This is a genomic window from Streptomyces sp. NPDC051555 (assembly GCF_044454405.1).
In the GTDB taxonomy this organism is placed as follows: domain Bacteria; phylum Actinomycetota; class Actinomycetes; order Streptomycetales; family Streptomycetaceae; genus Streptomyces.
Map to the genome: position 1 here is coordinate 268,776 of NZ_JBITDP010000001.1, position 23,507 is coordinate 292,282.

Below are 23,507 nucleotides of genomic sequence, written 5' to 3' on the forward strand. Positions count from 1 at the left end.
CCACACCCTTTTTTTTGCGCCCCCCCGGGCCCCCCCCCCCGCCCCCCGGCCGGCCCGCCCCCCCCCCCCCCGACGGCACTGCCGTGGCCGCTAGTTGCCGTAGGCGCTGCCGCCCTGGACGATCCAGGTGCCGCTGTCCGAGTACGCCGACCACTGGCCGCTGTTCATCTCCCGCCAGGGGCCCAGACGGTCCGCGCAGGCCCGCCCGTCACAGACCTTGACCATGACGGCGTAGTACCGGGCGTTGACGTCGTAACACCTGGTCTGGGCGAAGTGCTGGTCGGCCGACACCTGGTAGGAGCACCCGGCGGCCGCCGCGTTGGCGGGCGTGATGACGAGCACCTGGGCGGGGCCCGCGGCGCTCGCCGGCATGACGGCGGCCGCCGTTGCGGCGATCATGGAAGCGGCCACGACGGCGGCCTTGCGTATGAACGACATGTGGGGGGTCTCCCGTTTCGAAGTTCGGCCGCCGGTCGGCTGCCGCGGCCAAACGCTAGCCGAACGGGCTTGTCGTTCAAGGGAGTTGAATCAAGTGCAGCGATCAGTTCCGGCGATCATCGAGCGGCCCCCGGCCGGTCCGCCCGCGGCCCTCCACGGCTCGACCACCGCCCGGCGGGGAGAGCTCCGTGCTCAGCCAGCCGAGGGCGTCCGGATACATCCCGGCCCAGGTCTGGAAGTTGTGACCGCCCGCCGGGCGGACCAGAGTCTTGACCCGGACCCCGGTGCCCGCCGCCGCCTTGACGAAGACGTCCAACTGCTGCGGCGGACTGTCCTTGTCCTGCGCCGAGGTGGCGAGAAAGAGTCCGACGTCCGCCTTCCGCGCGTGCCGTACGAGCCACAGCGGGCTGTTGCGCTCCCGCAGTACGGGGTCCGCGAGCACCTCCGGATCCCCGGTCAGCGGGTCCGGGTCCAGGGCGGCGCCCGCGGCGAACACCTTCGGGTACTGCAAGGGCAGTTTCGCGGCGCAGAACGCACCCGTCGAGTAGCCCATCAGGCCCCACCCCTTGGGCTCGGGCAGGGTCCGGAAGTTGCGCGCGACCAGCGCCGGGACGTCGTCCGCGAGCCAGGTGGCGACCTTGTGCCCCGGGGTGTCGCTGCAGTCCGTGTTCACCCCGCCCGGATACATCTCCGGCACCACCAGGATGAACGGGTGCGCCGCGCCCAGCTGGACCAGCTGTTGCAGGGCCCCCGGCATGGACCCCGCCTCGAACCACGACCGGGGCGTTCCGGGGAACCCGTGCAGCAGGGTCAGCACCGGGAAGCGGGTCTTCTCCGCGCCCGGGGCGTCGTACTCCGGGGGAGTCCACACGATCACCTGGCCGGCCAGCTTGGAGTGGGTGCCCCGGAAATAGGTGCTGCGGGTGCCGTCCGAGCCCAGGGTGAACTTGGCGCGCCCCGGCGGCGGCCCGGTCATCACGGAGGGGCCCTGGCCGTTCTCGGTGCCGAGCAGGTCGTCCCAGGAGGCGTAGAGCCCGTAGCTGCCGTTGATCCAGGTGGCCACCACGCAGATGGCGGTCAGCTGGCAGAGCCCCAGCATCAGCAACCGCGCGGGCCACCGCACCCAGGCCGGGCCGGGGACGCGGTTCCACAGCAGCAGCGCGGCCAGCATGGCGAGCGCCGTGACGACGACCAGCGTGACGAGGAACGACGTGCTGGTCAGCTCCACGGCATCGGCTCCTGACGTGCGTGACGCGCCCGCCCGACCGCGGTGCGACGCGCCTGTCCCGCCAATTTACGACGGTCGGGCGCCCCCGGCGCGGCGGGCGCGCGGGACCCGGGCGGTCGTTCGCGGGGCGCGGACGGCGCTCAGGCGGGGCGCACCCGGACCTCCACCGCGTGCCAGCCGGTCGCCCCGTCCGGGACCGTGTCGGAGCGCAGCCCCGGCTGAACGGCGCCCGCCTTGTCCGTCGCGCGGACCTCCAAGGTGTGGCGGCCGGCGACGGCCGGCCACTCCCACACCCACTGGCGCCAGGTGTCGGTGCCGTCCTCGGCCCCGAGCCGGGCCTCCTGCCACGCGCCGCCGTCGACCCGGACCTCGACCCGCGCGATCCCGCGGTGCTGCGCCCACGCCACCCCGGCCACCGGCACCCGGCCCGCGCGGGGCTCGGCCGAAGGGCGCGGGGTGTCGATGCGCGACTGGGTCTTGATCGGGGCCCGGGCCGCCCAGGAACGGCGCACCCAGTACGCGTCGTAGGCGTCGAAGGTGGTCAGCCGCAGCTCGCGCAGCCACTTGCAGGCCGAGACGTACCCGTACAGGCCCGGTACGACCATCCGCACGGGGAACCCGTGCCGGAAGGGGAGCGGCGCGCCGTTCATCCCGACGGCCAGCAGCGCCTCCCGGCCGTCCATGACGGTCTCGACGGGGGTGCCGAAGGTCATCCCGTCCACCGAACGGGCCACCAGCTGGTCGGCCGGGCCGCCCTCGGAGGGCGGCCGGACCCCGGCCTCGCGCAACAGGTCGGCGAGGCGCACGCCGAGCCAGCGGGCGTTTCCCGCGTACGGTCCGCCGACCTCGTTGGACACGCAAGTGAGCGTGACGTCGTGCTCGACCAGCGGTCGGGCCAGCAGCCCCCGCAGGTCGAGGCCGAGGGGCCGGGTGACCCCGTCCCCGTGGATGTCGAGGCGCCAGCTGTCGGCGTCGATCCGGGGGACCACCAGGGCGGTGTCCACCCGGTAGAAGTCGGACACGGGGGTGAGGAACGCCGACACCCCGGGGACGCCCACGTCGGCGCCGGCCGGCACCGGCGGCGCGGGCCGTGCGGGCGGCGGCAGCCGCAGCCCGGCCCGGGAGGCGGTCGCGCCGGCCGAGCCGTGGGCGGTCAGCCGCCGGCCCGCGTACCCGGCCGCGGCCGACCCGGCCAGCGCCGCGGCGGCCATCCGGCCGAAGCCCCGCCGGTCCAGCCCCCGCGCCGGCCCCCGGTCCGCGCCGGAGCCGGGCGTCGGCGGGGCGCCCGTCGGGCGGGTCAGCGCGCCGGTCAGGAGGTACAGCACCCACATCGCGCCGGCCCCGCCCGCCAGCGAGGGCAGCGCGTCCTGCCAGGTCGCCTCGGGTCGGCTCAGCGCGGCCACCGCCCCGACGGCGGCGAAGCCGCACACGACGGCGGCCCCGGCGGCGCGCCGCCGCAGCGCGAGGACCCCGGCCGCGGCGGCCACCAGCGCCAGGACGGCGAGCACCCCGAGCAGCAGCACGGTCTTGTCGGCGGCGCCGAACTGGCGGACCGCCCACTCCTTGACGGCGGCCGGAGTGCGGTCGACCAGCGCGCCCCCGACCGCGGTGACCGGGCCCGCTTCGGGCCGCACGGCCGCCGCGGCCAGTTCCGACAGGCTCAGCCCCGCGCAGCCGGCGACCACACCGCCGAGGGCGCCGTAGACGCGTTGCCGTCGCTGTCCGACCGCCTTCACACGGGTCATTCGGAGCCACCGCCCGCCCGGTTTGGTGCGACGACCGCACACCCGACGACCGCACACCGCTGCCGCGCCCGCGCCGCCCGGTCGGAACCGACCCTCCGGGGCCGTCCGGTCGACCGCTCAGGGGGCCGGGAAGGCCAGCACCATCAGGGGCGGCGAGGTCGGGGCGGGCGAACCGCCCGCCGGTTCCAGGGTGACACCGACACCCGTGGCCGCGCCCACCGGGCCCGCCATCAGGGCCGGGGCGTCGGGCCGGGCCGGGTCCATAAGCCCCGCCGGGCGCATCGACCCGGCCGGATCGGCGAACCAGAGCTGGTAGACCCGGCCCGCGGGCGGGGCCGCCATGCCCGCGGCGACGAAGGCCGCCCGGTCCCGCTCCCGCGAGAGCACCACCGTCCCGGTGGCGCCGCCGGGGCCGAGCCGGCCCGTGGCCAGCCGGGCGTCCGGTGCGGACAGGATCCCGGCCAGGTCGGCGGCCCGGGCCTGCGCGGTCCGGGCCGCCCGGGCGGCGTCGTCCGCCCGCTGGTACTGCCACAGCGCCAGCCCGCCGAGCCCGGCCGCCGCCACGAGGCACGCGGCCAGCGCCCACCGGGTCCACCCGCGCGATCGGCCGGGTGCCCTGCGGTGCGCGGGGCCGGGGGTCGCCCCGGGCGCGGACGCCGATCCGGCTGCGGGGGTCCGTACGGGGGGACCCTCGGCCCGGATGCGCCGCAGCACGGCCTCGCGCAGCTCCGGGGGCGGGGGGACGGCGACCGCGAGGGCGAGTCGGGCCGCCGTCCCGGACAGCTCCCGCACCTCTCGCGCGCAGGCCGGGCAGGTCTCCAGGTGCGTCTCGAAGGCGGCGCGCTCCGCCGGGTCGAGCGCGTGCAGGACGTACGCGCCGGTCGCCCCGTGCGGGTCGTCGTGTCCGGCTCCGTCCGCGCGGCCCGAGGCGGTCCCGTCCGTGCTCATTCCCCGCTCACCCCCAGGCAGCCCCGCAGCCGCAGCAGCCCGTCGCGCAGCCGTGTCTTGACGGTACCCAAGGGCACCGACAGCGCGTCGGACACCTCGCGGCAGGTGAGCCCGCGGTAGTACGCCAAAGCGATCGACTGGCGCTGCAAGTCGGTGAGCGCGGCCAGGCAGCGGCGCACCCGGTCCCGCTCCAGCCGGTCCTGCACCGCCTCGCTGACCTGGTCGAAGGCCGGCAGCGCGGCCTCCAGGCGGGCCGCCCGGCGGTCCCGGTCGGCGGCGGCCTGCGCGGAGCGGACCCGGTCCACGGCACGGCGGTGGGCCATCGTGAGGATCCAGGCCATCGCGCCGCCCCGGTCACTGCGGTAGCGCCCGGCGGTGCGCCAGACCTCGACCAGCACCTCCTGGGCCACCTCCTCGGCCTGGGCCCGGTCGCGCAGCACCGCGCGCGCCAGGCCCAGGACGGAGCCGCTGACCGCCTCGTAGACCGAGACGAAGGCGGCCTCGTCACCCTCGGCGACCCGTCCGAGGAGGGCGGACAGGGCCCCGTCGGCGCGCAGCACGTCTTCCACGGGGCGATCCTGCCACCGTACGGCGGGCCGTACCCGTCGACGCCACCCGGAGCTCGGCCGGGACCGACCGGGGGTTGCCGGCTACAGGCCGACGGAGGTCGGCGGCGGCGGGACCCAGCGGCCGGTGCGCGGCGGCCGCACGTCGTACTCGGTCTTCAGCTCCGCCGGGATCGCGTGGTGCATGACGCGGCCCCGGGTCAGCGAGGTCAGTTCGAACCCGGCGAGCAGGGAGCCCGCCTTGTCGAGCGCCCACTCCGCGTACGGGCTGCTGTCCTCGATGGTCTCCAGCAGCCCGAGGACGACGGGCACGGCCTTCGCCGCCGTGTCCCAGCCGCTGCGCGGGATCTCCAGCCAGTCGGCGATGGTGTCCCCGACCAGGAACCGGACGGTGGCCGGCACCATCGGGTCGAAGAGCGTGCCCGGGACCACGTCCTCGTACATCCGCATCAGCTGGGCGTTGAGCACGACGCCCTCCGGGGAGGGGCCGAGGTTGCGCAGCAGGTACAGGTCGCAGTAGGCGCGGGCCTCGGTGAGGTTCTCCGGGACGGCCGACATGTCGCAGCCGAGCATGTACGCCACGACCCGCCAGGCGTAGAAGTAGGCGTCGGCGCCGTCCTCGCTCATGTGCACCCCGAGCCGGTGCATGGCGTCGAGGACCAGGATCGAGAAGCAGATCTGCCCCCCGATCATGTCCTCCTGGCAGATGGGCAGGCCGTCCCGGGCGACGTCCCAGTGGCCGCCGCTGCGCAGGTGGTGGCGGATCGCCGCGTGCAGCAGCCGCACCTTCTGGGCGGCCGGGATGAACTTGCTCCCCTCGGCGAAGGAGTTGGTCTGCATGAGGTAGGTGACGAACTGGCCCGTGTTCGCCATCCGCCGGGAGGGGTAGGAGAGCGAGTGCGTCGAGGACAGCAGCCGCGACAGCCGGGGGATCGCGTAGGTGGCGGGCATCGCGGCGAAGGACAGGCCGGTATTGATGTGGGCCGCGTTGTCCATGAAGAACAGCCGCGCCTGTTCCATGACGTCCCAGTCCACCCAGCTGGGGGGCATGGCGGTCGCCTCGAAGTACGCGGCGGCGGCGGCCGGGAGCTTCTCGGGCAGCTTGTCCCCGGTGGTGGAGAAGAACCGCATCAGCGTGTTGAGGTCCCCCACCTCCTTGCGCTCGAACATCGCGGCGACGGTCTCGTCGGCGAGCGGATCCCCCTGCTCGCGCAGGGCGTCGAGGGCGGCGTCGTCGTAACGGGCGCGGGGTGGAGCGGTGGTGTTCGCGTTCACGTGAGTCCTTCTCTTCGGTACGGGGGAGGGGCGGGCGGGGACGCGCGGGGACGCCCCGGGGACGCGCGCGGGGCGCCGGATCCGCGGAGCCGGGGTCAGATCGTCCGGAGGGCCGCCGCATCGGCCAGTCCGCGCAGCGCGGAGCGGGCCTCGGCGGGCATCGGTACGGCGTCCAGCGCGCCCGCGGCCCGGGCGATGCGCTCGGCGATCATCGACTCGACCTGCTGGCGGGCGCCGCAGCGCTCCATCAACTCCCGCACGCTCGCCGCTTCTTCCTCGCCGAGGGCGGGATTGCCGACGAGCTTGGCGAGCAGCCTGCGGTCGTCCTCGTCGGCGGCCGCCGCGGTGAGGGCGAGCAGCGCGGTCGGTTTGCCGTCCCGGAGGTCGTCCAGGTTCGACTTGCCGGTCTCGGCCGGGTCGCCGAAGGTGCCGAGCAGGTCGTCGCGCAGCTGGAACGCCTCGCCGAGGGGGAGCCCGTAGGTCGAGAAGGCGTCCAGCAGGGCCCGTGATCCGCCCGCGAGCGTGGCGCCCAGGTGCAGCGGCCGTTCCACCGTGTACTTGGCCGTCTTGTACCGGGCCACCTCCAGGGATTCGGCGACCTGGAGCGGGCGGGCCGGCGCGTCGGTGCGCAGGACCTCCAGGAACTCGCCCGCCATCGTCTCGCGCAGCAGGGCCGACCAGAGCGGTCCGGTGCGGGCGAGGTAGGCGCCGGGGAGTCCGCACGAGGTGAAGACGTGCCCCGCGTACCCCATCAGGAGATCGCCGAGGATCATCGCGAGGGCGGTGGACCGCTGCCCGGACGCGGCGAAGGCGGCGTGCGCGGTGAGTTGGCCGTGCCGCATCCGGCTGTCGTCGATGATGTCGTCGTGGGTGCAGGCCGCCGCGTGCACCAGCTCCATCGCCGCCGCGGCGCGGATCACGCCTTCGCAGTCGGGCTGCCCCGCCGCCCGCCACCCCCAGTACAGGAACGCGGCCCGGATCCGCTTCCCCCGGGCCAAGGAGCGGCGCAACTGCTCGGAGAGCGGCGAGAGTTCGACGTGCAGCCCGAGGAGCGCGGCCTCCTCCTCGTCGGCGAGCCGGACGAGCACCTCGTCGATGCGCACCTTGAAGCCGGTGTGGTCATGCACGCGGGTGACCGGCCCGCTCGGCGGCCCGGCGTGCCATGGTCTCCAGGTAGTTCTCGGAGCCCACGGTCGCGCGCTGGGTGGCCAGTTCGCCGCGTTTGCGCAGTTCGACGACGCCGTCGGTGAGCAGCTCGCGCAGATCGGAGCGGCGCATCACGTCCTGGGCCCGCTCGCTGGACTGGCGTAACTGGTCGAGCGCCAGGTCGGCGACTCCGGCGGCGAGGAAGGTCAGCAGTTCCAGAGCCGCTGCGGGCCGCCGGCTCCCGTCGGCGGCCGGATCCGTCGGCGCCGTCCGCTCCTGATCGGTTTCGGACATGATGGGTTCACTCCTGTGGCGGGATGGTGGCGGGATGGGATGCACGGGCGTCACAAGGGGCGGCCGCCGGATGTCTCCGACGACCGCCCCTGTATCGCTTCCGTGCCAGTGAACCCGTACGGCCGCCCGCGGGGCCAACCGGATGCGGTCATCTCCCCCGCACGGGTTCCGAGATTCCCACGGGAGGGTGATGATCACCGTATGACGTGATCACCGCAGTGGTGGTGGTGTACGCAAATGACGCCGGCGTGCCGGGGTCGGACCGGCAATGCCCGGGTCAGACCGGCAACGCCCAGGTCTGGTCGATCCGGTGGTCACCGCAGTCGGCCAGCCGCAGCTGCCCGGTGGTGTCGGCCGCGCCCGGTGCCTGGAGGCACTTGCCGGTGCCGCTCTCGACCAGCGAGCCGTCGCGCTGCGCCATCCAGTGCCGGCTGCTGCGCGCCGTCGTACCGGTGTCCCCGGCCGGGCAGGCGCCCAGCGTCACCGGCTCGTCGGCGCTCGTCGCGGTCAGGCACTTTCCCCCGAGCCGCACGGTCGCGTCCTGGCGCAGTACCCAGCGCTGGTCGTCGGCCCCGGTGCAGGCGGACAGGACGACCGCGTCCGTGCCCACCGTGTTCATCCCGTCCAGGCACCGCGCACCGTCGCCGGTGAGCTGCCCGGTGGGCACGGGCTCGGCGCAGCCGGCGCCCGGGGTGAGCCGCCAGACGGCCGTGTCGTGCGCGTCGACCGTGGCGGCCAGGGTGTGCACCACGTCCTCCTCCGAGCCCGACCACAGGTCACGCGCGGACGCCGTGCAGCGGGCGAGACCGCGGTCGGTGAGCCCGAGGTCGGCGAGCGGCAGCGACACGTTCCGGGCGCTGCCCGAGCGGTTGAGCACGGCGACGGCCCGGTCGCCGTTCTCCAGCGGACGCACCAGGACGTCGTACGCGCCGCTGGAGGCCACGACGGCGCCCTGACGACCCATCGGGTCCTGGTCCAGTTCGATCAGCCGCTCGTTGCCGAGGGCGTCGAGCCCGCCCTGCGTCAGCTGCGAGACGTCCGAGGAGAGGATGAACGGCGCCGCCATCATGGCCCACAGGGCCACCTGGCTGCGTCCCTCCGCGTCGGTCAGGCCGGGCGCCCCGGCGAGCAGGAAGTCCGGGTCGTTCCAGTTGCCGGGGCTCGCGTAGCGGTCCAGCCAGCGGTTGTAGCCGTAGTTGCCGAGGACCGAGGCCCAGCGCGAGGCGGTCGGCGCGGCGGGCTTGTAGACCTGGATGTCCTTGCCCTCGCGCCACAGCTGCCCGCTCTCGCCGACCCAGCCGAGCACCCTGTGCCAGTCGGCGCTGCCCCACTCGCCCTTCTGGAAGTAGGCCGGGGCGGAGGCGGAGAGCACCATGGCGCGGCCGCTGGCCTTGAGGGCGCGGGCGGCGGCCCCGTACGCGTCGCGGTAGGCCTGTTCCTTCGTCGTGCCGGGCGGCACGTAGAGGTTGCAGCCGTCCATCTTCACGTAGTCGACCTTCCAGGACGCGAACAGCTCGGCGTCCCGCGCGAAGTGGTCCCGGCCGCCGCCGTTGGGTGTGCCGCTGCCGGGGTAGCGCTCGCAGGTGAGGTACCCGGCGTCCTCGTAGATGCCGAACTTGAGTCCCTTGCCGTGCAGGTACTCGCCGAGCCAGGCCATGCCGTGCGGGAACTTGGCCCGGTCGGTGACCAGGTCGCCGTTCTTGTCCCGGGCCTTCGTCATCCAGCAGTCGTCGACGGTCACCGTGTCGTAGCCCTTGGCGGCCAGTCCGGTCCTGACGAGGGCGTCGGCGTTGGCGACGACGGTCTGCTCGTCGATGGCGCACATGTAGTGCGCCCAGTTGTTCCACCCCATGGGCGGAGTGAGCGCGAGCGGGGTGTCCCAGGTCGCGGTGGGCTCGGCCGCGGCGGGACCGGACGCGAGCGGGAGCGCGAGCAGGGCGGCCGCGATGAGACAGGGGAGCGACGCACGCAGGCGAGGCGGCACGGAGACTCCTTGACGTGGGGCGTACCGACAGGGGCTGTCGTGCGCCCAGTGCAGCCGGGTGACTACCCAGTGTCAACATATGTCGATGTGTAGGGATCGATTACCAGCAATATGGGTGTAGCCGCGGGCGCGGGAAGGCAGTTGCCCCGCGGCGATCGAGGCGAGCCCCATGGGCAGCACCTGCACGCGGCCGCCTTTCCGCTCGCGTCGCCCTTCCCTTGTCCCCCGACCGGCCGTCCCACAGACTGACGGCACGGCGAAAGAGACTCCAGGGGAGGGATCTGTGGCCACGGAGGCGGAGCGCGCGCTGGGCACCTTCATCCGTAACCATCCGACGGACAACGCGCGTCGCGGGCGCGTTGCGATTGGCGCGCTGCTGGTGGGCCTGATCTTCGCGGCCGTCGCCATCCCGGTGACCGTCGCCCTCTTCTCCGAGGGCGGGGATGGCGCGCAAGTTGTCGGGTTGCTGTGGGGCGGCGCGCTCATCGGGCTCTACGGCGGCGTCTCCGGCGGGCTGCGGGCCCTGGGGCGGCACGGCGAAGTCTTTGTGCTGCGCAAGGACGGACTGGTCTACCGGCGGGCCGGGGAGACCCGGGTACTGCCTTGGACAGCGGTCCGCAGTGTGGTCGAACGTGGGCAGGACCACGCCCTGGGCCGACTCATGGGCTGGGACGTCCACCTGGTCATCCGGCTCCGGGACGGCTGACGGCTGCTGCTGACCGGCTACACCGAGGATGCGGCCCGGCTCACTGCGGAGATCCAGGCCGCCGTGGCGGCCGCGGCGACCCACCCCCGGTAGGGCGGCGCTCAACCTTCGGTGAGAACGACCAGCCTTCGCTGAGACGGGTCAAACCCGCTGGGGGAGAGCGGTCAGGGCGGCGGGCCAAGTCCGTCCAGCCTCGGGATACGACGTATGTTACGGTGTATCTCATGCCGAGACGATCAATGGCCCTGGATCGCGCCACACCCGATGTCATCGCCGTGGCCGCGCTGCGGATCCTCGACGACGAGGGGCCCGCGGCCCTGAGCTTCCGCGCCCTCGGCGACCGGCTCGGCGTCTCGCACGCCACGGTCCAGCGCCGCTGCAACGACCTCGCGGGTCTGCTCGACCTGTGCACCGAACACCTCGCGGGCCAGCTGCCGCAGGTGCCGGAGGGGACCGGCTGGGCCGAGGCCGCGGAGCTGCGCTTCACCCGCTTCTACCAACTGCTCACCGCCCATCCGGGGCTGCTCGTGCTGCGCGGCGGCCGCCCCTGGCTCGGCCGGCAGTTGCTGGCCCGGCTGGTCGAACCGGCCATCGCCGACAGCATCGCGGCCGGCATGAGCGCCGGCGAAGCGATGACCTGCTACCGCCGGATGTACCTGCTGACCCTCGGCAGCGCCGCCTTCGTCGACCACCGCGACCCGGTCGGGGCGACCCAGGCGTCCCGGGCCGCGCTGGCCGCGCTCGACCCGGCCCGCTTCCCCGCGCTGACCGCCGCGGTGGCCGACGTACTGCCCCCGCTCACCGACCACGAGGTCTACTACGGCGCCCTGCGCCAGCTGATCGAGGCGGCGGACCCCACCCGCCGCCCGTAGGCCGCGACGGCAACACCTCGCACGCCTTGCCCGCCTCGCACGCCTTGTGCGCCCTGCGCGGCGCCACCCTGAACGGTCCCACCTGATCGGAGCGTCACCCGCATGGAAACGCAGCTCGACTACGCCGCCGTCCGGGCCGCCGCGGACCGGATCGCCGGGGCCGTCCGCCCCGCCGCCGTCGTCCCCGCGGCCGAGGGGCTCTGGTTCGCCCTGGAGTACCTCCAGCACACGGGCTCCTTCAAGGCGCGCGGCGCCCGCAACTTCCTCGCGGCCCACGGCGCCGCGGGCACCCTGCCGGAGGCCGGCGTGACCATAGCCTCCGGCGGCAACGCCGGCCTGGCCTGCGCCTGGGCCGCCCGCGCCCAGGGCGTACGGGCCACCGTCTTCCTCCCGGAGACGGCCCCGCGCGTCAAGGTCGAGCGGCTCCGCGGGTACGGGACCGAGGTCCGGCTCGTCGGCGACCGGTACGCCGAAGCGCTCGCCGCCTCCCAGGAGTTCGCCGCGGCCACCGGCGCCCTGAGCAGCCACGCCTACGACCACCCGCTCATCGCGGCGGGCGCGGGCACCCTGCTCGACGAGATCCGGGCCGCCCTGCCCGGGCTGAACGCGGTGGTCGTCGCGGTCGGCGGCGGCGGGCTCTTCGCCGGGGTCGCCACCGCCGCGCGCGAGCACGGCGTACGGGTGATCGCGGCCGAGCCGGAGAACTCCCGGGCCCTGAACGCCGCCCTGACGGCGGGTCACGTGGTGGACGTACCGGTGCAGTCGGTGGCCGCCGACTCGCTGGGCGCCACGCGCGCCTCCGCGGACGCCCTGGCCGCGGCCCGGCACCCGGACGTCACCTCCGTCCTGGTCCCCGACGCGGGGATCACCGCCGCCCGCCGGGCCCTGTGGGAGGAACACCGGATCGTGGTCGAAGCGGGCGCGGCGACCGCGCTCGCGGCGCTGCGCGTCCTGCCGACCCCGCCGGGCGAGCGGGTCGCCGTCGTCCTGTGCGGGGCGAACACCGACCCCGGGGACCTCTGAACGGCACCCGTTCGCCCGCCCGGTCGCGGCGGCGCGGCGGCCCTCAGCCGTCGCCGTTGTCGCGCACGACCACGACGGTGCTCGCCGCGTACTGCACCACCTGCTGGCTGACCGAGCCCAGCAGCGCGCCCTTGAACCCGCCGTAGCCCCGGGTGCCGACGACGGTCAGCGAGGCGCCCTTCGAGGCGTCCACCAGCACCTGGGCCGGTGCTCCCCGGACCACCCGCTGACGGATCGTCACTCCGGGTTCGGCGCCGAGCGCGTCGGTGATCGTCTCCTTCAGCTTCTGCCGGGCCTTCTCCTCCGCCCCGACCAGCTCGGCCTCCGCGTCCCCCGAGCCGTCGGCCAGGCCGGGGCCGAAGTCGAAGGGATTGCGGCTCCAGTCCCAACTCATGACGGCCAGCACCCGCCCGCCCACGGCCCGCGCCTGGCCGGCCGCCCAGCGCAGGGCCTCCTTGGAATGGTTCGAACCGTCCACGCCGACGACGATCACGGGCTCGGTCTGCTCCACCACGATGACTTCCTCACGTTTCGTGCCGATACTCCCGCTTAGCACCCTATTCCCCCCCTCCCCCCGCACACCGGCAACGCCGGCCACCAGCCCCCTGCGCCACCAGCGGCCTCCGGCCATCCGCGAGGGACGGCATAGGGGCGGCCCAGGGACGGCCTGGGGACGGCCTAGGGTCGGTGGCTCGGCGGATCTTCCGCGGTGGCGATCGCGGTGCGCCGCGTAGAGGTGACGGAGGGGCGATGGAGGAGCAGGTGGAGCGGTCGCAGGGGCCGAAGGGGCCGAAGGAGCCGAAGGGGCCGAAGGGGTCGGATGGGCCGAAGGAGTGGTACGGGGCCAGGACCTTCTACCGGTGGGCCACTTGGGAGACCCGGCCCTACGAGGAGCGCGTCGTGTTGTTCCGGGCGCGGTCCCTCGACGCGGCCGTCGAGCTGGCCGAGCGGGAGTCGGCCGCGTACGCGCGGGAGGGCGGATTCGACGTCCTCGACATGGTGCAGGTCTACCGGATCTCCGACGGCGAGGAGACGGTGGGGGAGGGCACCGAGGTGTTCTCCAAGCTGCACGCGCTCGACCTCACGGCGGACGAGTTCCTCGACCGCTACGACTCGGGGCCGGCCCACACCCAGGTCGTGGAGTGAGGTAAAGCGGTTTTGTGGGCCCGTTGGTAAAGCGCATTAGTGCGAGGCTCCGGAACTGTCCGAAAGGGGCTGGGCGCTGACATCGCGGCAGGTTCGTTATCGAATCGATACCACTTCATTGCGCATGTGAACTAAAGCGCATCAGTGCAGGTCAGGGCGCTATTGATTGAGGGGCATTTGCGCGCTATGGAAGGGGCCCGTAGCGATTCGGGACGTACGGACAACCGGCCGTCGGGACCTTGGGCACATTGACGCGATCTTGATTTCGGACGACCGTGGGCATCGCTCACCGGCAGCGAGGCCGGGACTCCCCGAAGGCGGCGACGATGACCCGTTCGAACCTGACCCGTATGGCCATTGCCGTGGCTCTGGCCGGCGCCCTCTCCGGGTGCGGCCTGAGCGGCGGGGCGGACGTGAAGGAGGCGGAGAAGACGGGCAAGGTGGCCGGTGAGATCACCTTCCGGACCCTCCAGTTGAAGCCGAAGTTCACGGGGTACGTGCAGGGCGTCATCGACGCCTTCGAGAAGAAGTACCCGGACGTCAAGGTCAAGTGGGAGGACGTCCCGGGCGACGGGTACAACGAGAAGCTGGTCGCGGACGCCCAGGCCGGGGCCCTCCCGGACGTGGTGAACCTGTCCACCGACTCCTTCCAGCTCCTCGGCGACCGCGGGATGCTCGCCGACGTGGCGAAGCTCGACGGCGAGGTGGCCAAGGACTACGTGCCGGGCGCCTGGGAGCAGTTCAAGCTCCCGGGCAAGGGCGACGGAGTGTTCGCCTACCCGTGGTACGTGACGCCCGAGATCCTCACCTACAACAAGGACCTCTTCGTCAAGGCCGGACTCGATCCGGCCAAGCCACCCACGACCGTCGAGCAGTTCTTCGACTACGCGGAGAAGATAGCCGCGACGTCGGGCGGCCAGTACTCCGCCTTCATGGCCGACCCCAAGGGTCGACTGCCCGGGGACTGGCAGAAGATGGGCGTCCCGATCCTCAACGAGAAGCAGGACGGCTTCGTCTTCGACACCGACAAGGCCGTCGCCTGGGTGGAGCGGATGAAGGACCTGTACGCCAAGGGGGCGATGCCCAAGGAGTCCCTGCTGAAGTCGGACGACATCAACCAGCTCTACGGCGCGGGCAAGTTGGTGTTCGGCCCCGGCTCCCCGGGCTTCATCAAGGACGTCAAGCAGAACTCCCCGCAGGTCTACGCGCACACCCAGGTCGCAGGGACGGTGACCGGCACCCTCGGCCACATCGGCATCTACGCCCAGTCCCTCGGCATCAAGAAGGACACCAAGCACCTCGACGCGGCGACCGAGTTCGCCAAGTGGGTCACCGACGGGCCCAACCAGGTGGCCTTCTCGAAGAACGCCACCATCTACCCGTCCAACGCCAAGGGGCTCGCCGACCCGTACTTCGCGGACCGGGGCGACGGCACGGACGCCGAGACGACGGCCCGCGCGATCGGCGCCGAATCGCTGAAGACCGCCCAGCTCGACGCCAACACGCCCGTCCAGTGGACCAACCAGGTCGGCGACGCGGTGGTCCGCGAGGTGCAGAAGGCGATCAACGGGGAGCAGGACGCCCGTACCGCGGTGAAGAAGGCGCAGGAGGAAGCCAACGCGCTGCTGGCGAAGACGGCACGCAAATGACGGCGACGACACCGGGAACGCCGACGGCGCGGGCCGGGGAACCGACGCGGCGCCCGCGGAAGGCGAAGCCGGACGCCGGCGGCGACCCGGGCCTGAGTCACCGCGCCTGGTGGACCCCGTACCTCTTCCTCGCCCCCGGCCTGGTCATGGTCGTGCTCTTCAGCCTCTGGCCCTTCGTCAACACCGTGATCCTCTCCTTCACGGACGCCCAGATCCTGCGCGGCGGCTCCTTCGTCGGCTTCGACAACTACGACCGGGCCTTCGCCGATCCGGACTTCTGGGTCGCCACCGGCAACAGCGTGCTGTACCTCGTGGTCGTCGTCCCGTGCCTCGTCTTCCTGCCGCTCGCCCTCGCCGTCCTGGTCCAGACGAAGATCCCCGGCATCGGGTTCTTCCGCTCGGCCTTCTACACCCCGGTGATCGCCTCGGCCGTGGTCGTCGGCCTGATCTGGCAGTGGGTGCTGCGCAGCGACGGCCTGGTCAACACGGTCTTCCAGGAGATCGGCGTGGTATCCGGGCCGATCCCCTTCCTGACCGACAGCACCATGCTGCTGGTCTCCGCGATGATCGTGACCGTGTGGAAGGGCCTCGGCTACTACATGGTCTTCTACCTCGCGGCCCTGGGGAACGTCTCCACCTCCCTCTACGAGGCGGCCGCGATCGACGGCGCGGGGCCGGTCCGGCGGTTCTTCAGCATCACCGTCCCCCAGGTGAAGCCCATGATGCTGCTGGTCGGCACGCTCTCCGCGATCTCCGCGCTGCGCGTCTTCACCGAGATCTACATCCTCGGCGGCGAGAGCGGCGGTCCCGGCGGCGGCGCCCGCACCCTGCCCTTCCTCATCCGGCAGGTGGGCCTCGGGTTCGCCGGCGAGACCGGTTACGCGGCCGCCATCTCCATCCTGTTGTTCCTCCTGACGCTGGTCTTCAGCCTGTTGGGCCGCCGTCTTTCGAAGGGAGACGAGAGTTGAGCGCCGCCCCGGCCCACTCCAGGAGCGCCGAGCCCACCGAGCCCACCGAGCCCGCCGAACGCACCGGGTCCACCCGGCCCGCCAAAGGCGCCCGGCCCGCCAAGCGCACCAGGACCGTCAAGGTCGTCAAGCGCGTCGGCCGCGACCGGACCCGGCACCTGCTCGGCCTGAGCGCCCGCTACCTGACGCTGGTCCTGATGCTCGTCGTCATGCTCGGGCCGATCGTCTGGCAGTTCCTCACCTCGATCCGCGGCCGCACCGAGAACGTCTACGACGGCGTCCTGCCCTCGCAGCCCACGCTCGACAACTACGTCCGCGTCGCGGACTCCTTCCCGCTCCTGCAGTACGTCGGCAACACGCTCACCGTCGCGGTGCTCGCGATCACCTCGAACATGCTCTTCGCGGCGATGGGCGGCTACGCCCTCTCCCGGGCCGGCTGGAAGGGCCGCAAGGCCGTCTTCACGGTGCTCGTGGCGACCTTGATGTTCCCCTTCGAGTCCGTGATGATCTCGATGTTCCTCACGGTCCGCGAGATGGGTCTGGTGGACACCCTCGTCGGGGTCTGGCTGCCCGGCGCGGTCTCCGTCCTGAACATCATGATCATGCGGGCGTCCTTCCTCTCCGTGCCCAAGGAGGTCGAGGAAGCCGCCGTCCTGGACGGCGCCAACGAATGGACCCGCTTCACCCGGGTCTTCCTCCCCGCCGCCAAGGGCGCGCTCGCCGTTGTCTGCATCACCAGCTTCATGGGTGCCTGGGACGACTTCCTGTGGCCCCTGCTGGTCCTCACCGACAGCGACCACTACACCCTCCAACTCGGCCTGAAGTCCCTGGCCGGCGCCACCACCGTCAACGATCAGCGGATCATCGCGGCCGGTGCGATGGCCGCGCTCATCCCGATGATGCTGCTCTTCTTCGCCCTCCAGCGCTTCTTCTTCAAAGGCGTCGGCGAGGGAGCCGTCAAGACCTGAGCGGCGCCCCGCCACCGCGCCCCTGCCACAACGACCGAGCCCCGTCACCACCACCGCCGCCCCCCTCACCTGGAGCAGCCGTCATGCACGACGACCGCAGCATCACCGAACACCGCCTCCGCCGCGTCCTCAAGGAGCGCATCAAGCCCGCCGTCCGCTCCCGCTCCGTCCCGCTGACCGTGGAGCGCTGGGAGGCCCCCGGCGAGCCCGTCCCCGTGGCCGAGGGGCTGGCGGCGCCGTACGGGCCCTGCGCGGTCGGGGACGCGTGGGGGCCGGCCTGGGGCACCACCTGGTTCCGGCTCACCGGGACCGTCCCGGCCGAGTGGGCCGGGCGTACCGTCGAGGCCGTGCTCGACCTCGGATTCGACCGGATGATGCCCGGCTTCCAGTGCGAGGGCCTGGTCCACACGGCGGACGGCGCCGAGGTCAAGGCGCTCAACCCCTACAACGACTGGGTCCGCGTCGCCGACCGCGCCGAGGGCGGCGAGCGGGTCGAATGGTACGTGGAGGGAGCCTCCAACCCCGTCCTGGTCGACCACAGCGTCACCTACGAGGGCGACCTCCAGACCAGTGGCGACCAGCCGCTCTACCGGCTCGCCCGGATGGACCTCGCCGTCTTCGAGACCGAGGTCTGGGAGCTGGTCCAGGACCTCGAAGTCCTCCACCACCTGATGGTGGAGCTCTCCGAGGGCGACGCCCGCCGGTACGAGATCCTGCGCGCCATCGACTCCGCCCTGGACGCGGTCGACCTCGCCGACGTCCCCGGCTCCGCGGGCGCCGCCCGCGCCCGGCTCGCCCGGGTCCTCGCCGCCCCCGCCAACGCCTCGGCGCACCGGATCAGCGCGATCGGGCACGCGCACATCGACTCGGCGTGGCTGTGGCCGCTGCGCGAGACCGTCCGCAAGGTCTCCCGGACCACCTCCAACATGCTCGGCCTGATGGACGAGCACCCCGAGTTCCTCTTCGCGATGTCGCAGGCCCAGCAACTCGACTGGATCAAGACCTATCGACCCGAACTCTTCGAGCGGATCAAGAAGAAGATCGCGGACGGTCAGTTCGTGCCCGTCGGCGGCATGTGGGTGGAGTCCGACACCAACATGGTCGGTGGCGAAGCCATGGCGCGGCAGTTCCTCTACGGGAAGAAGTTCTTCCTGGACGAGTTCGGCATCGAGACCCAGAACGTCTGGCTGCCCGACTCCTTCGGCTACACCGCGGCCATGCCGCAGATCGTCAAGCTCTCCGGCTCCAAGTGGTTCCTGACCCAGAAGATCTCCTGGTCCCAGGTGAACAAGTTCCCCCACCACACCTTCTGGTGGGAGGGCATCGACGGCACCCGCGTCTTCACGCACTTCCCGCCCGTCGACACCTACAACAGCGACCTGGGCGGCGAGCAAATGGCGCACGCCGCCCGCAACTACCAGGAGAAGGGCCGCGGTTCCCGCTCCCTGGCGCCCTTCGGCTGGGGCGACGGCGGCGGCGGCCCCACCCGCGAACAGCTCGCCCGCGCCCGGCGCCAGCGCGATCTGGAGGGCTCGCCCCGGGTCGAGATCGAGCGCCCCGACGCCTTCTTCGAGAAGGCGCACGCCGAGTACGAGGACGCGCCCGTCTGGGCCGGCGAACTGTACCTGGAGCTGCACCGCGGCACCTACACCTCGCAGGCCAAGACCAAACAGGGCAACCGGCGCAGCGAATCCCTGCTGCGCGAGGCGGAGTTGTGGGCGGCCACCGCCGCCGTCCGGGTCCCCGGATTCCGCTACCCGCACGCGGACCTGGAGCGGATCTGGAAGGTCGTGCTGCTCCACCAGTTCCACGACATCCTGCCCGGTTCCTCCATCGCCTGGGTGCACCGCGAGGCCCGCGCGACCTACGCGAAGGTACGGGCGGAACTGGAGGCGATCACCGACGCGGCCCAGCGCGCCCTGGCCGGCGAGGGGAGCACCGAGCTGGTCTTCAACTGCGCCCCGCACGCCCGGGGCGGCGTCCCGGCCGGCGGCGCGGCGCCGGCCGTCGCGGCGCCCGCGCCCGTGAGCGCACGCGACCGGGAGGGCGGCGGCCACGTCCTCGACAACGGGCGGCTGCGGGTCGCCGTCGACGCCCGGGGACTGATCGTCTCGGCGTACGACGTCGAGGCGGGCCGCGAGTCGCTGGCACCGGGCGGGGCTGCGAACCTGCTCCAGATCCACCCCGACTTCCCCAACATGTGGGACGCCTGGGACATCGACGCCTTCTACCGCAACAACGTCACCGACCTGGTCGACCTGGACGCGATGGAGCTCCGCGAGGACACCCCGCAGGCCGCGACGGTCCGGGTCACGCGCTCCTTCGGCGCCTCGAAGGCGGTCCAGTCCCTGACCCTGCGGGCCGGTGCCAAGACCGTGGACATCGTCACCGAGGTGGACTGGCACGAGACCGAGAAGTTCCTCAAGGCCGCCTTCCCGCTCGACGTGAAGGCCGAACGCACCGCCTCCGAGACCCAGTTCGGGCACGTCTACCGGGCCACCCACACCAACACCTCCTGGGAGGCGGCGAAGTTCGAGATCTGCGCCCACCGCTGGATCCACGCGGAGGAGCCCGGCTGGGGCGTCGCGGTCCTCAACGACTCGACCTACGGCCACGACGTGACCCGTGACGTGCGCGCGGACGGCGGCCAGACCACCACGGTCCGGCTGTCCCTGCTGCGCGCGCCGCGCTACCCCGACCCGGAGACCGACCAGGGCGAGCACACGCTGCGCTTCTCGCTCGCCCCGGGCGCGGCGGTCGGGGACGCGGTGCGCGAGGGGCACTGGCTGAACCTGCCCGAGCGCACCCGCAGGGGCGCCGCCCCGGTGGCCCCGCTGGTCGTGGTGGACGACGACGCGGTGGTCGTCGAGGCGGTCAAGCTGGCCGAGGACCGCGGCGGCGACGTGATCGTCCGCCTCTACGAGTCCCGCGGCGGGCGCGCGCGGGCCACCTTGACCCCGGGCTTCGCCGTCTCGGCCGCGGTCGAGAGCGATCTGCTGGAGCGCCCGCTGCCCGGGTCCGCGGCGGTCACCGGGCCGGGGTCGGACGGAGCGGTCACCCTCGCGCTGCGCCCGTTCCAGATCCTCACGGTCCGCCTGCGCCGGGCCTGACCGCACCGGCCGGAGCTCCGCCGCGCCCGCCCCCCCGACACCGCGCCCGCCCCCCGACACCGACCCTCGCCCCGTCGACACCGATCGGGGCGGGCCGGGGAGCCGGTGGGGCCGGGGCGGCCTCAGGTCGTCTTGAAGGCGCCCAGGGCGCTGCCCTTCAACCAGGTGTCCCAGTCGAGGTTCCAGTCGCCGTAGCCGTTGCCGAAGCGGTCCATCGGCTTGCCCGTGGTGCCGGTGACCTCGACGACGTCCCCCTTGCGGCTCTGCCCGTAGAGCCACTTCGCGTCCGCGGTCGACATGCCGATGCAGCCGTGGCTGACGTTGGCGCGGCCGAAGGACTCGGCGTTGTCGGGCGCCGCGTGGACGTACTCGCCGCTGATCGTCTCGCGCATGCTCCACTCGTAGCGCCCGTAGAAGCCGTCCGGGTGCTCGCGCGGAATGCCGATCGTGCGCGAGTCCATCAGCACGGTGCCGTCCTTGCTGAGGATGGTCTTGACGCCCTCGCGGGTCCGGTACTTCGCCTCGCCGCCGCTGACCGGGATCGTGCGCAGCGGCGTACCGTCCTTGACCACGGTCAGGGTGTGCGCCGCGAGGTCGACCTTGTTGACCATCGAGGCCCCGACGGTGAAGTCCAGCGTGCGGTCCCCGGACGCGGCGGTGCGGGCGTCGAGCCGCACCCCCTGCAACGGCGCCTTCAGCGAGACCTTGGTCCCCGCGGGCCAGTACTCCCGGGGCCGGAAGTGCAGGTGGGTGTCCCCCTTGGCCTCGGCCCAGTGCCAGGCGCCCACCACCGCGGTGGAGGTGGTGAGCCGGATCCGGCCCTCGATGCCCGCGCGCAGCGCCGGGTCCACCCGCTGCCCCTTGAAGACCAGGGAGACCGGTTGTCCGACGCCGACGGTCTCGCCGTTCTCGGGGGCCAGTGCGGGCCGTACGGTCTTCGCCGCACCGGGCAGCAGCTGGGCCGGGGGCGCGGGCGCCCGGGTGGGGTCGGGGGCCGCCGTGGGGGAGGGCGGCGCGAGGGGCGCGCTGCCGGTGTCGGCGGCCGCGGCGGCCTTCTCGGCGATGCGGTCGCTGTCGGAGCGCTCGGCGCCGCAGGAGCCGAGCAGCGCGGTGGTGACGACGGTGGCGGCGGCCGCGACGGCGGTGCGCAGCACGCGGGAGCGGGCGGGGGTGTCGGCAGGGCTGGGGGCGGGGCTGTGGGCGGGGCCGCGGCGGCCGGTGTCGGGGGCTGGAAGAGCGGGCATTCCCTCATTTTTTGCCATTCCTTGGGGCGTGAGGTCCGCCACAAGTCCCACCCGGCAGGGCCGAAAGACCTGCGATGTCGGGACCAACGGCACCCCGGTGTTGTTATGCACCTAGTTGCAAAAGGTTCTGCGGCTCGCTACAACAGGGTCATCACCCCCGCGCGAGGAGGCGCCCCCGCATGAGCCAGTACCCGCACCTGATGAGCCCGCTGGACCTCGGCTTCACCACCCTGCCGAACCGCGTGATCATGGGCTCGATGCACACCGGCCTGGAGGAGCACGAGCGCGGCTTCGAGCGCCTCGCCGCCTTCTACGCCGAGCGCGCCCGCGGCGGCGCGGGCCTCATCGTCACCGGCGGCATAGCCCCCAACGACAAGGGCCGCCCCTTCGAGGGCGGCGCCCGCCTCACCACCGAGGCCGAGGCCGCCGAGCACCGGGTGATCACCGACGCGGTGCACGCCGAGGGCGGGAAGATCGCGATGCAGATCCTCCACTTCGGCCGCTACGCCTACCACGCGGACCTGGTCGCCCCCAGCGCCCTCCAGGCCCCCATCAGCCCCTTCGTCCCGAACGAGCTGAGCGGGGACGAGGTCGAGGAGACGGTCGAGGACTTCGTCCGCGCCGCCCGCCTCGCGCAGCTCGCGGGCTACGACGGCGTCGAGATCATGGGCTCCGAGGGCTACCTGATCAACGAGTTCACCGCTGCCGCGACCAACCGGCGCACCGACCGCTGGGGCGGTTCGTACGAGAACCGCGTCCGCTTCCCGCTGGAGATCGTCCGCCGGGCCCGCGAGGCCGTCGGCGCCGAGTTCATCCTGATCTACCGGCTCTCCATGCTGGACCTGATCCCCGGCGGCTCCACCCTCGACGAGGTCGTCCACCTCGCCAAGGAGATCGAGGCGGCCGGCGCCACCATCATCAACACCGGCATCGGCTGGCACGAGGCCCGCATCCCCACCATCGCCACCTCCGTCCCGCGCGCCGCCTACACCTGGGTCACCAAGCGGCTGATGGGCGCGGTCTCGGTGCCCCTCGTCACCAGCAACCGCATCAACACCCCGGAGATCGCCGAGGAGGTGCTCGCCGACGGCCGCGCCGACCTGGTCTCGCTGGCCCGCCCCTTCCTCGCCGACGCCGCATTCGTCGCCAAGGCCGCGGCCGGACGCCCCGAGGCCATCAACACCTGCATCGGCTGCAACCAGGCCTGCCTCGACCACACCTTCAGCGGCAAGATCACCAGCTGCCTGGTCAACCCGCGCGCCTGCCACGAGACCGAACTCGTCCTCTCCCCGACCCGGTCGAAGAAGCGCGTCGCCGTCGTCGGCGCCGGGCCGGCCGGACTCGCCTGCGCCGTCTCCGCGGCCGAGCGCGGCCACGCCGTCACCCTCTACGAGGCCTCCGGCCACATCGGCGGCCAGCTCGACATCGCCCGCCGCATCCCGGGCAAGGAGGAGTTCGAGGAGACCATCCGCTACTACGCCACCCAGCTGGAGCGCCTCGCCGTCGACGTCCGCCTCGACACCCGCGCCGACGTGGCCGCCCTGGGCGGATACGACGAGGTCGTCGTCGCCACCGGCGTCACCCCGCGCACCCCCGACATCGAGGGCGTGGACCACCCCTCGGTGCTCACCTACCTCGACGTGCTGCGCGACGGCGCGCCCGTCGGCGAGCGCGTCGCCGTCGTCGGCGCCGGCGGCATCGGCTTCGACGTCGCCGAGTACCTCACCGACAGCGGTGAGGGCGCCGGCCAGGACCCCGCCGTCTACTTCCGGCACTGGGGCGTGGACACGACGTACAGCGGCCCCGGCGGGCTGGCCGCCCCCGACCGCCCGGCCTCCCCGCGCCAGGTCCACCTGCTCCAGCGCAAGGAGACCAAGGTCGGCGCCGGACTCGGCACCACCACCGGGTGGATCCACCGCGCCGAGCTCAAGCACCGCGGGGTCGTCTCGGTGGCCGGAGCCGCCTACGACCGCATCGACGACGAGGGCCTGCACATCACCGTCGGCGGCGAACAGCGCCTGATCCCCGCCGACACCGTGGTCCTGTGCACCGGACAGGAGCCGCGCCGGGGCCTGTTCGACGAGCTGATCGCGGCCGGCATCGACGCCCACCTCATCGGCGGCGCCGACGTGGCCGCCGAACTCGACGCCAAGCGCGCCATCCGCCAGGGCACCGAACTCGCCGCCACCCTCTGACG

Annotated in this window: 20 protein-coding genes; 9 read left to right on the top strand and 11 right to left on the bottom strand. The window is 73.0% G+C overall.

The window, feature by feature from the left end; translation table 11 throughout:
* Positions 1 to 90: 90 nt before the first annotated feature.
* The 9 genes from ACIBEA_RS01070 to ACIBEA_RS01110 form a co-directional block, all read right to left on the bottom strand.
* Positions 91 to 438 (bottom strand): hypothetical protein, encoded by a 348-nt coding sequence (locus tag ACIBEA_RS01070; protein WP_399256549.1) that lies wholly within the window; start codon positions 436 to 438, stop codon positions 91 to 93.
* Positions 439 to 541: 103 nt separating this feature from the next.
* Positions 542 to 1,666: an alpha/beta hydrolase gene (locus ACIBEA_RS01075; protein ID WP_399256550.1), complete on the bottom strand. Its 1,125-nt coding sequence runs from the start codon at positions 1,664 to 1,666 to the stop codon at positions 542 to 544.
* 140 nt (positions 1,667 to 1,806) lie between these two features.
* Positions 1,807 to 3,411 carry a molybdopterin-dependent oxidoreductase gene (locus ACIBEA_RS01080; RefSeq protein ID WP_399256552.1) on the bottom strand — a complete coding sequence of 535 codons (1,605 nt, stop codon included), beginning with the start codon at positions 3,409 to 3,411 and terminating at the stop codon, positions 1,807 to 1,809.
* A 117-nt stretch (positions 3,412 to 3,528) separates the two neighbouring features.
* Positions 3,529 to 4,359 carry an anti-sigma factor domain-containing protein gene (locus ACIBEA_RS01085; RefSeq protein ID WP_399256554.1) on the bottom strand — a complete coding sequence of 277 codons (831 nt, stop codon included), beginning with the start codon at positions 4,357 to 4,359 and terminating at the stop codon, positions 3,529 to 3,531.
* The gene (sigK, locus tag ACIBEA_RS01090; protein WP_399256556.1) at positions 4,356 to 4,928 is read right to left on the bottom strand and encodes an ECF RNA polymerase sigma factor SigK; all 573 of its coding nucleotides are present in this window, start codon (positions 4,926 to 4,928) and stop codon (positions 4,356 to 4,358) included. The genes ACIBEA_RS01085 and sigK overlap by 4 nt, the downstream gene beginning before the upstream one ends.
* A gap of 81 nt (positions 4,929 to 5,009) precedes the next feature.
* Entirely contained in the window at positions 5,010 to 6,200 is a 1,191-nt protein-coding gene (locus tag ACIBEA_RS01095; protein WP_399256558.1) for an oxygenase MpaB family protein, read from the bottom strand.
* A 95-nt stretch (positions 6,201 to 6,295) separates the two neighbouring features.
* On the bottom strand, positions 6,296 to 7,327 hold the full coding sequence (locus tag ACIBEA_RS01100) for a polyprenyl synthetase family protein (RefSeq protein WP_399256560.1): 1,032 nt from the start codon (positions 7,325 to 7,327) through the stop codon (positions 6,296 to 6,298).
* Positions 7,320 to 7,640: a hypothetical protein gene (locus ACIBEA_RS01105; protein ID WP_399256562.1), complete on the bottom strand. Its 321-nt coding sequence runs from the start codon at positions 7,638 to 7,640 to the stop codon at positions 7,320 to 7,322. Before ACIBEA_RS01105 ends, ACIBEA_RS01100 begins: the two co-directional genes overlap by 8 nt.
* Positions 7,641 to 7,917: 277 nt before the next feature.
* Positions 7,918 to 9,624, bottom strand: a complete 1,707-nt coding sequence (locus ACIBEA_RS01110; RefSeq protein WP_399256564.1) for a ricin-type beta-trefoil lectin domain protein — start codon at positions 9,622 to 9,624, stop codon at positions 7,918 to 7,920.
* Positions 9,625 to 9,907: 283 nt separating this feature from the next.
* On the opposite strand from ACIBEA_RS01110, the gene ACIBEA_RS01115 reads away from it, so the two are divergent.
* From ACIBEA_RS01115 to ACIBEA_RS01125, 3 genes are all read left to right on the top strand, one after another.
* On the top strand, positions 9,908 to 10,330 hold the full coding sequence (locus tag ACIBEA_RS01115; protein WP_399256566.1) for a hypothetical protein: 423 nt from the start codon (positions 9,908 to 9,910) through the stop codon (positions 10,328 to 10,330).
* 224 nt (positions 10,331 to 10,554) lie between these two features.
* Positions 10,555 to 11,202 (top strand): TetR/AcrR family transcriptional regulator, encoded by a 648-nt coding sequence (locus tag ACIBEA_RS01120; protein WP_399256568.1) that lies wholly within the window; start codon positions 10,555 to 10,557, stop codon positions 11,200 to 11,202.
* 102 nt (positions 11,203 to 11,304) lie between these two features.
* Positions 11,305 to 12,225: a serine/threonine dehydratase gene (locus ACIBEA_RS01125; protein ID WP_399256570.1), complete on the top strand. Its 921-nt coding sequence runs from the start codon at positions 11,305 to 11,307 to the stop codon at positions 12,223 to 12,225.
* Between the two features lie 43 nt (positions 12,226 to 12,268).
* Here the strand turns inward: ACIBEA_RS01125 and ACIBEA_RS01130 are convergent, their stop codons facing one another.
* Positions 12,269 to 12,739 carry a universal stress protein gene (locus ACIBEA_RS01130; protein WP_399256572.1) on the bottom strand — a complete coding sequence of 157 codons (471 nt, stop codon included), beginning with the start codon at positions 12,737 to 12,739 and terminating at the stop codon, positions 12,269 to 12,271.
* 236 nt (positions 12,740 to 12,975) lie between these two features.
* On the opposite strand from ACIBEA_RS01130, the gene ACIBEA_RS01135 reads away from it, so the two are divergent.
* The 5 genes from ACIBEA_RS01135 to ACIBEA_RS01155 all read left to right on the top strand — a co-directional run bounded on the left by ACIBEA_RS01135 (position 12,976) and on the right by ACIBEA_RS01155 (position 20,066).
* Positions 12,976 to 13,371, top strand: a complete 396-nt coding sequence (locus ACIBEA_RS01135) for a hypothetical protein (protein ID WP_399256574.1) — start codon at positions 12,976 to 12,978, stop codon at positions 13,369 to 13,371.
* Between the two features lie 326 nt (positions 13,372 to 13,697).
* Entirely contained in the window at positions 13,698 to 15,020 is a 1,323-nt protein-coding gene (locus tag ACIBEA_RS01140; RefSeq protein ID WP_399256576.1) for an ABC transporter substrate-binding protein, read from the top strand.
* Positions 15,017 to 15,988: a carbohydrate ABC transporter permease gene (locus ACIBEA_RS01145; RefSeq protein ID WP_399256578.1), complete on the top strand. Its 972-nt coding sequence runs from the start codon at positions 15,017 to 15,019 to the stop codon at positions 15,986 to 15,988. Before ACIBEA_RS01140 ends, ACIBEA_RS01145 begins: the two co-directional genes overlap by 4 nt.
* Positions 15,985 to 16,956: a carbohydrate ABC transporter permease gene (locus ACIBEA_RS01150; protein WP_399256580.1), complete on the top strand. Its 972-nt coding sequence runs from the start codon at positions 15,985 to 15,987 to the stop codon at positions 16,954 to 16,956. The genes ACIBEA_RS01145 and ACIBEA_RS01150 overlap by 4 nt, the downstream gene beginning before the upstream one ends.
* Before the next feature lie 83 nt (positions 16,957 to 17,039).
* Positions 17,040 to 20,066, top strand: a complete 3,027-nt coding sequence (locus ACIBEA_RS01155; RefSeq protein ID WP_399256582.1) for an alpha-mannosidase — start codon at positions 17,040 to 17,042, stop codon at positions 20,064 to 20,066.
* A 122-nt stretch (positions 20,067 to 20,188) separates the two neighbouring features.
* Here ACIBEA_RS01155 and ACIBEA_RS01160 read toward each other — a convergent pair whose 3' ends face one another.
* Entirely contained in the window at positions 20,189 to 21,310 is a 1,122-nt protein-coding gene (locus tag ACIBEA_RS01160) for an Ig-like domain-containing protein (protein ID WP_399256584.1), read from the bottom strand.
* Between the two features lie 179 nt (positions 21,311 to 21,489).
* Between ACIBEA_RS01160 and ACIBEA_RS01165 the strand changes: the two genes are divergently transcribed.
* A complete protein-coding gene (locus ACIBEA_RS01165) occupies positions 21,490 to 23,505 on the top strand; it encodes an FAD-dependent oxidoreductase (protein ID WP_399256586.1) in 2,016 nt (671 codons plus the stop codon).
* Positions 23,506 to 23,507: the final 2 nt, after the last annotated feature.

Coding starts and splice junctions, on each gene's coding strand:
- ACIBEA_RS01070 (WP_399256549.1), bottom strand. CDS start 438: ATGTCGTTCATACGCAAGGCCGCCGTCGTGGCCGCTTCCATGATCGCC.
- ACIBEA_RS01080 (WP_399256552.1), bottom strand. CDS start 3,411: ATGACCCGTGTGAAGGCGGTCGGACAGCGACGGCAACGCGTCTACGGC.
- ACIBEA_RS01085 (WP_399256554.1), bottom strand. CDS start 4,359: ATGAGCACGGACGGGACCGCCTCGGGCCGCGCGGACGGAGCCGGACAC.
- ACIBEA_RS01105 (WP_399256562.1), bottom strand. CDS start 7,640: ATGTCCGAAACCGATCAGGAGCGGACGGCGCCGACGGATCCGGCCGCC.
- ACIBEA_RS01120 (WP_399256568.1), top strand. CDS start 10,555: ATGCCGAGACGATCAATGGCCCTGGATCGCGCCACACCCGATGTCATC.
- ACIBEA_RS01125 (WP_399256570.1), top strand. CDS start 11,305: ATGGAAACGCAGCTCGACTACGCCGCCGTCCGGGCCGCCGCGGACCGG.
- ACIBEA_RS01135 (WP_399256574.1), top strand. CDS start 12,976: ATGGAGGAGCAGGTGGAGCGGTCGCAGGGGCCGAAGGGGCCGAAGGAG.
- ACIBEA_RS01140 (WP_399256576.1), top strand. CDS start 13,698: ATGACCCGTTCGAACCTGACCCGTATGGCCATTGCCGTGGCTCTGGCC.
- ACIBEA_RS01145 (WP_399256578.1), top strand. CDS start 15,017: ATGACGGCGACGACACCGGGAACGCCGACGGCGCGGGCCGGGGAACCG.
- ACIBEA_RS01155 (WP_399256582.1), top strand. CDS start 17,040: ATGCACGACGACCGCAGCATCACCGAACACCGCCTCCGCCGCGTCCTC.
- ACIBEA_RS01160 (WP_399256584.1), bottom strand. CDS start 21,310: ATGCCCGCTCTTCCAGCCCCCGACACCGGCCGCCGCGGCCCCGCCCAC.
- ACIBEA_RS01165 (WP_399256586.1), top strand. CDS start 21,490: ATGAGCCAGTACCCGCACCTGATGAGCCCGCTGGACCTCGGCTTCACC.